Here is a 7,467-nt window from a genome sequence, read left to right as displayed (position 1 = left end):
GTGCGTGGCCCCTGACGGAAACTCATCGAGGTCGCTGTCTACGAGGGCGCCTGAGGATTGCCCGGGTGCCGCAAGAGCATCCGTGTCCAAATCGGATACAAAGGAGTCCGAGGCCCGACATAGTCGCTGACTGAACCGCGGAATCGCGCGGTTTCTTTCTGCGTGTCCGAGCTGGGGGTGAGCCTTTGTATCCGATTTGGACACCGCCCAGCACATCATGGCCAGTCGCGCTGCGCGTGGGGCCGTGATGTCCGGTGCATGACCTGCGTGGCGAACCTCGCGCGAACTTGCATTGAGTGCAATGATGCACTGAGTGCAAGATGGTGGTGTGACCGGAACCGACCTGCGCGCCACCCAGGCGCAACGCACCCGCGCTGCCATCCGCGCCGCCGCGCTCACTCTGACCCGGGAGCGCGGCTACGCCGCGATGACGGTCGACGATGTCGCCGCCCTCGCCGGAGTCTCCCGGCGCACTGTCTTCAACCACTTCGCCTCCAAGGCCGACCTCCTCGTCGTAGGCCTGGAGCCTCCGGTGCCCGCGGTTGTCGAGGCCTTCGTCAACGGCTCCGGAAGCCTTCTGGAGGACCTCGGTACCCTGCTCGCCTCCGGCGCCGAGTCCGTCGAGTCCGAGCGCGGCTGGCTCCTGTCCTTCCCGGAGATCGTGCGGGACAACCCCGAGGTGGAGCGCGCCGTCCACGAGCGGCTGCGCATCGTCGCCCAGTCCTTAGCGGAGGCCGCCGGCCGCCGTCTGGGAGCCGAGCCCGACGACCCGCGCACCCGCGCCGTCGTCGCCTTGGCCATGGCCATCCAGCGCAGCTCCCTGGACCTGTGGTGCGGCCGCTCCCACCCCTGGGAGGAGCGCCGTGAGGCGGCAGCGCCCCCAGAGAATCCTGGAGCCCCCGAGGTCTCGGAGCGGTGCCCCCAGGTCCCCTTGGTCGATGCCGTGCGCACCATGGTTGAGGCGATCTCCGAGGTCGTCTCCCCACCCCATCCTTCTCGCACCTGACTGAACCAACTGTTTCCATCCTTTTCCATCCTTAGCCCTCAACCGACAAGGCCACACCTATGACTCAACGCACTTCCACGCCGGCCTCCGCCGGCACCGCCCTCCATGAACCGGGGGCGGAGTTCCACCCCGACCGCCGCTTCTGGGCCGTCTACGCCTCGCTCCTGATCGTCATGTTCCTGTCCGCCATGGACCAGACGATCGTCGGCACGGCCCTGCCCACCATCGTGGGCGATCTCGGCGGCGCCGCCCACATGGCCTGGATCCTGACCGCCTACACCCTGGCCATCACTGTGGCCATGCCGGTCTACGGCAAGCTCGGCGACCTCGTGGGACGCAAGAACCTCTTCCTGGTGGCCATCGCCCTGTTCCTGATCGGCTCGGCCCTGTGCGGCACCGCCGACTCCATGACTCAGCTCATCATCTACCGCTTCATTCAGGGGCTGGGTGGCGGCGGCCTCATGATCTCCTCCCAGGCGATCACCGGCGACCTCATTCCGCCGCGGGTGCGCGGCACCTACATGGCCCCCATGGGAGCCATGTTCGGCATCGCGTCCATCCTGGGACCCATCATCGGCGGCTGGCTCACCGACTCGGTCTCCTGGCGCTGGACCTTCTGGATCAACCTGCCGCTGGGCGTCCTGGCCTTCATCGCCATCTTCCTGGTGCTGCGCCTGCCCAGCAGTCGCCTGACCAGTCCCATCGACTGGTGGGGGCTCGGGCTCATGAACGCCGGTGCCATCGCCATCGTCCTCATGGCCACCTGGGGCGGCAACCAGTACGTGTGGACCAGCCCGGTCATCATCGGCCTGGGCGTGGTCGGCCTGGTGTGCTGGGGGCTGTTCGGCTTCGTCGAGACGGGCGCCACCGACCCCATCCTGCCCTGGACGATCCTCACCAGCCGCACCTTCATCGTCTCCACGCTCGTCGGCATGCTCGCAATGGGCGGCATGATCGGTGTGCTGAGCTACCTGCCCACCTACCTCCAGATGGTCTACGGATACTCGGCCACCACCTCCGGCCTGCTCCTGGTGCCCATCACCATTGGGATGCTCATCTCCTCGATCCTCTCCGGCGTGCTCGTCTCGCGCACCGACCGCTACAAGATCTACCCGGTGGCGGGACCCCTGGTTGCCGCCGGCGCCGCCTTCTGGCTCTCCCGCCTGTCGACGACGTCGCCCGTCTGGCAGATCTCCGCGGCCACCTTCCTCATGGGGGCGGGTATCGGGCTGTTCTTCCAGCTCCTGGTCACCGTGGTGCAGAACGCCCTGCCGGCCAAGCACCTGGGCACGGCCACCAGCGGCAACAACTTCTTCCGCGAGGTCGGCGTCTCCCTGGGCGCCTCGCTCATCGGTGCGGCCTTCTCCTCTGGCCTGACCTCCAACCTCACGGAACGGATCGGGGCGCTGGCCCGCAGCGCGGACCCGGCCGTCCTGGGGGAGCTGGCCCGGTTCAAGGACGCCGACACCTCCTCGCTCACTCCCGCCCTGGTCAACCAGCTGCCCACCGCCCTGCACGACGCCGTGGCCGGCTCCTACGCCGACGCCCTCCTGCCGATCTTCGGCTGGATGATCCCGCTGTTCGTAGCGACCTCCGTCGTCGCCGGCTTCCTGCCCGAAGTGCCCCTGTCCCAGAAGACCGCTATGGAGCAGGTCGCCGAGGCTGAGGCCGCGGCCGAGGATGAGCTCAGTGGGCCGACGTCGCCGCAGGAGCCGGACTCGGCGCCGCAGCAGGCGGAGCGGGAATCGACGGAGCCGGTGACGGCGGCTGACGCAGAGTGATGGGCGGCCCGGTGGCCGGGCGCCCGCCTCAGCCCGCCGGGAACCGGTAGCGGTAGATCCTGCTTCCCCGCGCGTAGTAGAGACTGCCGTCGGCGCCGAGGGCCAGGGAGTTGACGTAGACCTTTCCTTGAGGCGTGGTGGCGAAGTCGGCGATGACGGTGCCCTCATCCTGCAAGGACGTGCTCAGGGCCCGCAGGCGCCCCGCCATGATCCCGTAGAGCACGCCGTCGCGCTCTATCAGCTGACTGCGGTTGGCGTCGGCGTAGCCCTGCCTGGTCAGCGCCCGGCTGCGTCCGATCGTGAAGTCGGCCGGGCTCATGGCGAAGACGTGCATGCCGGTAGTCCCGTACACGGTGCCTTCGCTGCCCAAGGTCAGGGCCGTGATGGAACGCTGGTCCTTGAACGGCGTCATCACCCGGGTCACCTTCCGCGTCTTCAGGTCGAACTCGAAGAGCCTGGGCGCGCTCGCCTCCGTCTGGTCGGGGTTCATGCCGTTGCCGCTGGCGCTGGTCCCCACGTACAGCTTGTCCTGGTGGTGGACGATCGACAGCGGCCGGCGGTCGCTCAACAAGCCCCGCAGCGACGGATCCGCATAGTTGATCGTGTCCAGCGGGTAGGTGTCGATCTTGTTGTGCGCGGCGTCGTAGATGGACAGCGCTCCGGAGCCGGCCTTGTTCTTGGGGGAGGTGCCGACGGCGAACTCATCGTTATTGATCGGCACGATGGCGTACGGCCGCGCCTGGCTGGCAGTGATCCTCACCGACTGGTGATTCTCCAGCATCGGCCCGGAGGCCCCCATCTCGTACCTGACCAGCTCGCCACTGGGGTAGATGCCCGTGACGAACCACTTGCTGCTGTGCCCAAAGCCCTCGACCTGACCCAGCGGGGCCTGGGGCAGGCTGTACAGCGTCTTGTCCACCTGCGCGTTGGGGGTGGTGCGAAGGAGCATCGGGGCGGTCATGTACCAGGAGGCGTAGAGGTCTCCGCCGGGGACTGCCGTCAGCGACTGGATGTCGCGAGGTGACCCCTGGATCGCGTTGCCTCCGTTCGCGTCCTGGGGAAGGCCTGCCGCGCTGCCGTCGGAGGCGTGGACGATGGCGATGCTGGCGTCGTCCTTCCCCGCTGAGATGAAGTGCTCGTGCGTCGCCCAGCTCGACTGACTCGGCCTGGCGGTGGAGGCCAGTCCTTGGGCCAGCGTCCGTGAGGTGTTGGTCCGTGGGTCGTACTCCTGGAGCGTCGGTGTGTTGTGGCTCTGGACGGTGTAGTAGACCTTCTCAGCCTCGCCGGGGCGAGTGACGACCTGGCTGGACCAGGTGTCCACCTCAAGCGCCTTGCCGTCCTTCATCTTCTGCGCCCCGGTGGCCGGGTCCAGGACGCAGGTTCCCCCGCAGGTCGGCCGGACGCCGCCCGGGACGCTCGTGCCGACGTACAGGTTGCCGGCCTTGACCTGCAGCCGTTCGAGGTGGGAGAGGCCGGCGGTGACGCGACTGGGCACCGACAGCCTGGTGGCGGCGTTGGTGGAGGTGTTGATCCGGACGATGGAGGGGTTCTTCGTACCTGTCCCGGCGTAGAGGAAACCGTTGTCGTAAGCGAGGCTGCGCACGTCGCTCTCTCCTGCCTGAACTCCTCCCGGCAGCAGGTCGGTCCACTGGCCCCGTCCCTGGTTGGCGGAGGGGTCGTATCGCAGGATGTGGCCGCCGTGATTGCTCTGCGTGGCCACATAGACCCGGTCGTGCTCGTCAACGACGACGTCCCAGAGGAACGTGCTGTAGGCGGCGACCTGTTCGTAGCCGGGTCGGGACGGATCGCTCAGATTCGTGGCTTTCTGTCCCTCGGGGGCGTCCGGATCGATCTCGAAGAGCTGTCCGCCGCCGCTGGCGAGCATGACGTGCCGGTTCGACAACGTGGCGAACTCCCAGGGCTGCACGTCGGTGTTCTCCGGGACGAGCCGCTCGCGCGACCTCAGCGTGCGGGTATTGAGGTCCACGACGTGCAGCAGGCCGCCGTTGCCGCCGGCCACGACGATGCCGACGGGGGTGCCGTCACTCAGGACGGTGGTTCCGATGCTCGGCACGCTGGGGTCGGGTGGCGGCGTAGTGGGCAGGGCCTCCTCCCGGCCTCCCGGGTCGAGGGCGACGGCGGGTGCGGTGATGGACAGGGACAGGGCAAGGGCGGTGACGAGTGCGCCCCACAGGGTGAGGATGGTTGTCCTGGCTGACTGCTTCATCGCTGTTCTCGCCTTGTGTCGGAGGAAGGGGACTGTGCGTGCCGCCGTCCGACGGGCTGAGCCCGTCGGAGCGGATGGAACCGCCTGGCCATTGTTCACCGGGGGAGAGATGACGGGTGGCGAAACCAACCGTGAAGTTGATCGATAAATCACTGTGAGGATGCTGGTCGAGGTGCTCTGGTGGTCCTGAGCGTTCTCGTGGGTCGAGTCTGGTGCGCCGCCGGGCTCTGCGGATGAGAGGATGGCCTGGTGATGGAACAGATCATCAGGCGACCGCCCCCGGCAGTGCTGCTGGCGATGGCGGGCGCGGCGCAGGGCGCCATGGCTCGTGGTCGGACAGTGACGCCCGCGTCGGTGGCGGCGGCCACCGCCGTCGTCGGAGGCTCGCTGTGCCTGCTCGCCGGAAGTGCGGGTAACTTTCTTCGCCACCGCACCACGGTCGACCCAGTGAGGGTCGAGCGGGCCCAGCACCTCGTTGTGGACGGCCCCAACCGGCTGACGCGCAATCCCATGTACCTGGGCCTGACGGGCCTGCTGCTCTCGCACGCGATCGCGCGCAGGAGCCCGTCCGCGCTGATCCCGCTGGCCGGCTTCGTCTGGCTCATCGACCGCCACCAGATCCCGGCCGAGGAGAAGGCTCTGGAGGAGAGGTTCGGGCAGGACTACCTCGACTACAAGGAGGCCGTTCCCCGCTGGCTGGGTGTGCCGTGCGCTCGAGGGTGCTGTCAGGCGCGCTGCTAACGAGGGGAAGCCCCTCGGCAATGATGGCAACGATTTGCTGGACGAGGTCGCCAACATTGATGATCGGCCTGGTTGATGGGGCTTGAGCTGCTAGGCTCCTGCGGTGAGGAGGGACCTCATGAGTACGACCGACTCGTCCTCGTTGATCGCCGGCTGCAGAGCGCTGCTCATCACCACCGGGAGTCGCGGCGACGTTCAGCCGTTCCTGGTGCTGGCCCACGCCCTCGCCGAAGCCGGGGCTTGTCCCGTTGTCGCGGCGCCGAGGCGCTTCGACAACCTGGCTGCGCGCTTCGGTGCGGAATTCATCGGCCTGGACGACAGCATCCTCGATCTCCAGGACGAGCTCGTGGGAGCGGGACCGGTTCGTGCCGTGCGCTCGCTGGGCCGCATACGCCCGCTGATGCGGCGGTGGCTGGATGACCTCGCGGAGCTCGCGCACGGGGAGTCCGGCCGGGCCGATATTGTCGTCTTCACCCAGAAGGCCCTGGGTGGAGCGAGCGTCGCGGAGAGGCTCAAGGTCCCCGGACTGCCCGCTCAGCTCATCCCCACCGGGCCGCCGACGAGCGCCTTCCGGGCTCCGTTCGCCCCGGTTGGTACGCCGCGGCTGCTGTACCGCGCCTCGTGGTTACTGGTCGGGGCGGCCGAGGCGCCATGGCGAAGAATGGTGGCTCAGTGGCGGTCGGCGCGTCTCGGTCTCAAGACGAGTCCGATTCCCTTCTCCAGGATCGTCGCCTCGCGGGGGATTCTCAGTGCCTGGAGCCCCCGCCTGCTGGCGGCACCGCCCGAGTGGCGTTCCTCCCAGAGCCCCCTCGGGTTCTGGCGGTCGCGTGACACCAGGACTCTTCCGCCGGACGTCGAACGCTTCCTGGCTGCCGGGCCGCCACCCGTGGTCATCGGCTTCGGAAGTATGAGGCACGACGACCCGACGCGGCTCGCCCGAGAAGTGATGGATGGTCTGCGCCGTGCGGGACGCAGGGGGATCCTCCTGGCCGGATGGTCAGGGCTGAGCGCGTCGGGAGGTGGTGACGTTCTCGCCGTCGAGGAGGCTCCCTTGGACGGGCTCCTACCGAGAGCCGCGGCCATCGTCCACCACGGTGGGGTAGGAACTGTGGGCGCCGCACTCCATTCGGGGACTCCGCAGGTCATCAGCCCCTTCTTCGGTGATCAGCCCTTCTGGGCCGGTCGCCTCCGTGAGCTGGGCGTGGCACCGCGCCCGCTCATGCGCATCACCGGAGAGGCTCTTGCTGAGAGGCTGCGTGCCGCTGACGCCCTGGCCGATACCGCCGGAGCGCTGGGCGAGGTGATGGCTGACGAGGATGGTTGCGCCGCCGCTATCGCCCGCATCAACCAGGTGCTGAGCCGAGGGGGATCGGTCGGATCCAGGTGACGTGGCTCGCGTGGCCGGACGGAATGATCTGACTATTCTAGTAGTTGAAGGTTGTATGAAAGCATTCGGGTTTCTCAGCTTCGGACACTATGGACACGGTCGCGGCCCTGGCGACCCCGACGCTGGCCAGGCGCTCAAGGAGGCCGTCGAGATCGCCGTCGGCGCTGACGAGATCGGCGTCAACGGCGCCTACTGGCGCGTCCACCACTACGCCCGCCAGGCCGCCGCCCCCATCCCGCTGCTCTCCGCGGCCGGCGCCCGTACCCGGCGCATCGAGGTCGGCACCGGCGTCATCGACATGCGCTATGAGAACCCGCTCTACCTG

At 68.1% G+C, this 7,467-nt stretch carries 6 protein-coding genes; 5 read left to right on the top strand and 1 reads right to left on the bottom strand.

All coding sequences use genetic code 11. From position 1 onward, the window contains the following. Nucleotides 1-328: 328 nt before the first annotated feature. A complete protein-coding gene (locus HMPREF3165_RS00570) occupies nucleotides 329-1,006 on the top strand; it encodes a TetR/AcrR family transcriptional regulator (protein ID WP_070509994.1) in 678 nt (225 codons plus the stop codon). A gap of 59 nt (nucleotides 1,007-1,065) precedes the next feature. Then, nucleotides 1,066-2,787, top strand: a complete 1,722-nt coding sequence (locus HMPREF3165_RS00565; RefSeq protein WP_070509991.1) for an MDR family MFS transporter — start codon at nucleotides 1,066-1,068, stop codon at nucleotides 2,785-2,787. Nucleotides 2,788-2,815: 28 nt separating this feature from the next. Here HMPREF3165_RS00565 and HMPREF3165_RS00560 read toward each other — a convergent pair whose 3' ends face one another. Next, entirely contained in the window at nucleotides 2,816-5,014 is a 2,199-nt protein-coding gene (locus tag HMPREF3165_RS00560; RefSeq protein ID WP_070509988.1) for an NHL repeat-containing protein, read from the bottom strand. Nucleotides 5,015-5,266: 252 nt separating this feature from the next. On the opposite strand from HMPREF3165_RS00560, the gene HMPREF3165_RS00555 reads away from it, so the two are divergent. From HMPREF3165_RS00555 to HMPREF3165_RS00545, 3 genes are all read left to right on the top strand, one after another. Beyond that, nucleotides 5,267-5,755 (top strand): methyltransferase family protein, encoded by a 489-nt coding sequence (locus tag HMPREF3165_RS00555; RefSeq protein WP_070509997.1) that lies wholly within the window; start codon nucleotides 5,267-5,269, stop codon nucleotides 5,753-5,755. Between the two features lie 118 nt (nucleotides 5,756-5,873). Next, nucleotides 5,874-7,142: a glycosyltransferase gene (locus HMPREF3165_RS00550; protein ID WP_003787320.1), complete on the top strand. Its 1,269-nt coding sequence runs from the start codon at nucleotides 5,874-5,876 to the stop codon at nucleotides 7,140-7,142. 55 nt (nucleotides 7,143-7,197) lie between these two features. Continuing rightward, a partial coding sequence (locus tag HMPREF3165_RS00545; RefSeq protein ID WP_141744976.1) for an LLM class flavin-dependent oxidoreductase occupies nucleotides 7,198-7,467 on the top strand: 270 nt, incomplete at its 3' end.

It is taken from the genome of Actinomyces sp. HMSC08A09 (assembly GCF_001807465.1).
GTDB classification, from domain to species: domain Bacteria; phylum Actinomycetota; class Actinomycetes; order Actinomycetales; family Actinomycetaceae; genus Actinomyces; species Actinomyces oris.
This window is presented reverse-complemented; position numbering and strand designations above follow the sequence as displayed.